At 45.8% G+C, this 2,625-nt stretch carries 2 protein-coding genes; one reads left to right on the forward strand and one right to left on the reverse strand.

Features of this window, described 5'->3' with window-relative positions:
- The first annotated feature begins 120 nt into the window (after positions 1 to 120).
- Positions 121 to 1,686: a DEAD/DEAH box helicase gene (locus RJ60_RS06365; RefSeq protein ID WP_103134272.1), complete on the forward strand. Its 1,566-nt coding sequence runs from the start codon at positions 121 to 123 to the stop codon at positions 1,684 to 1,686.
- A 540-nt stretch (positions 1,687 to 2,226) separates the two neighbouring features.
- Here RJ60_RS06365 and RJ60_RS06375 read toward each other — a convergent pair.
- Positions 2,227 to 2,625, reverse strand: a 399-nt coding sequence (locus RJ60_RS06375) for a transposase (protein WP_180979918.1), incomplete at its 5' end; no start/stop codon positions are given.

Consider the following 2,625-nt stretch of genomic DNA (forward strand, 5'->3'; position numbering starts at 1 on the left):
TTACTACATGAAAGCCAAATCACTACCCCTTGCTTCGAAGATTCTTTCATTAATGAAGATAACACAACCCGACAAGGTAACGCCTCAACAAGAACTCACTCTCTGAATACAGAGTTTGTAGTGGCAAAATTCTTCGTTTCTAAAAATACTTTCGCTTGTTTAGCTGTTTTCAGAAGATTAAGTGATAAACTCAAGATAAAACGCATCAGCCACAAAGAAGTTGCGCGTATTCTGCGAGACATTTCTGATGACAGTGGCGGGAACAGAGTTTCTGTGACCGTTGCAAATACTAAGCCGATTCCTGAAGAGGTCACTCTAAGGCTTGACAGCGTTATAAGGATTGAGAAGGATTCTTTGTCGCCCTCGATTATGGGCGAGTTGCTGAAGCTTGCCACATTCGACAATCCTGATTTTTTCAGGGCTCAGGCTATGAGGCTTCCCACTTACAACAAACCAAGACGAATCAACTGCGCAGAAGAAGATGATATCAACTTTCTCTTGCCGAGAGGCTGTCTGGACGATTCAATTGACCTTCTGAAAAGCAACGGAATCGATGTGAAGCTTGAAGATAAACGCTGCAGCGGAAGTTCTGTCGATGTCGCCTTCTACGGGAATCTGACAAAGGAACAGGATATGGCTGTCAATGAGATGTTGGAGCATGATTTCGGGATTCTCTGCGCTCCTACGGGTTCCGGAAAGACTGTAATCGCCTTGAATTTGATCGCGCAGCGAAAGAGAAGCACACTCATTCTCGTTCATCGAAGAGAGCTTCTGAGACAGTGGGAGGAGAGCGTGCAAGAGTTCCTGCAGATCGCTCCTGATGAGATAGGACAGATTGGTCAAGGAAGGAATACGGCAAAAGGGATTCTTGACATTGCTCTAATACAGACACTTAGCCGAAATGAGGATTCTCTGAAGAATCTTCCGGATTATGGGCATGTTATCGTCGATGAATGCCAGCACATTCCCGCCTTCACACTTGAAAGAGTTATCAGGAGCATTCCAGCGCAGTATGTAACGGGTCTGACGGCCTCACCAAAGAGAAGAGATGGCCACGACCCTATAATGTTCATGCAGTGCGGCCCTATAAGGCACAGGATGACTAGAAAGGGGAAGTTCTTCTTCGAACGAACGTATGTGCCTAGGCAGACCGGTCTTGAAACAGAACCAGATTCCAAACCCAAAGAGATCTACAAAGCGATCGAGACCGATAGAGATAGAAATGTCCTAATATGCAACGACATAAGGAAGGCCATAGAAGCAGGAAGGTATTGTCTAGTCTTCTCCGAGAGGGTTCTTCATATCGAGACTCTTTACGAGATGTTGGGTGGTTTGGAGAACAGGATCTTTCTCTTACACGGGAAGCAGTCAAAGAAGATACAGAGCGAGAATCTCAACAGTTTCAGAAACGCTGACAACGGTCTCGCACTGCTTTCAACAGGAAGATATCTAGGGGAGGGATTCGATGACCCAAGACTTGACACTCTCTTCCTCATCTTTCCGATTTCCTGGAAGGGTGTTCTTCAGCAATATGCAGGAAGACTGCACAGAGAGAACTTTGGAAAACATGAGGTCAGAATATACGACTACGTAGATGAGAATGTCCCTATGCTGAAGAAGATGTTTGAAAACCGCAAGAAGGGCTATAAAGCTCTGGGATATAAAGAATTCATCGATGTCCTGTGAGATCAAGTAAGTAAGAGATAAACGCGAGAGGCGAGGCCGACTTCGTCGGGAAGCGAGGCTAATTGATTGACGCAAGGCGCCGAAAAGCATCGGCGGACGCAAGGCTGGCGAAGACCACGCCAGGTCGCAATGCCCGGAGAAACGTCCGGGGACGCAAGGCCCGCTTCGCGGGGAAGCTTTTGTTGGTTCAACGTTATCTTTAGCAGCGTTCAGCGGGTCCTTGTTCTTAAGCGTACAACGGATTTTCAGGAGCCACTGACCTTCGGTGGCCAGTCTTTGCTTCGCTATGGCCAGTTACGCTATGCGGTCAAACAAAGACCATTGAGAAAGAGCGCTGTCGAGACGTTCGCTATGCTCACGAGAGAAGAGAGAAGAAACCAGTCATTGGTCAAATGAGACGCAATGCGCCGAGGAACATCGGAGGACGCAAGGCTGGCTTCGCCAGGAAGTGATGCTAATTGATTGACGCAAGGCGCCGAAAAGCATCGGGGTTCTGTCTCTTTTTTTGTGTAAACCCCTTTTTTGTAATGGGTTTAAGAATCAGCTTATGTACTTAGCTAATCTTTCATACTTTATCACAAGTTGAGTAAGGATCTTTGACCATTCAAGGGTTCTTACTGTCCATTTCTTTGTTATATTTATTATTGCTAGATAAGCCATCTTTAAGAGAGAAGTATCCGTAGGAAAGACTCCCTTGTTCTTAGTAACCTTCCTCAGTTGTCTATTAACTGATTCAATGGGATTAGTTGTATAAACCAATCTTCTCAGTTCCTCTGGATATTGAAAGAAGGTTGAGAGAGATTCCCAGTTTTCCTTCCAGCTTTTTATTGACAAGTGGTATTTGTCACCCCACTTCTCTTCTAATGCAAGCAATGCATTCCATCCTGCCTCTCTTGTTGGTGCCTGATAAACTGTCTTTAGATCGCGTGCGAGAGGTCT

The organism is Mesotoga sp. B105.6.4 (genome assembly GCF_002896535.1).
Lineage (GTDB): Bacteria > Thermotogota > Thermotogae > Petrotogales > Kosmotogaceae > Mesotoga.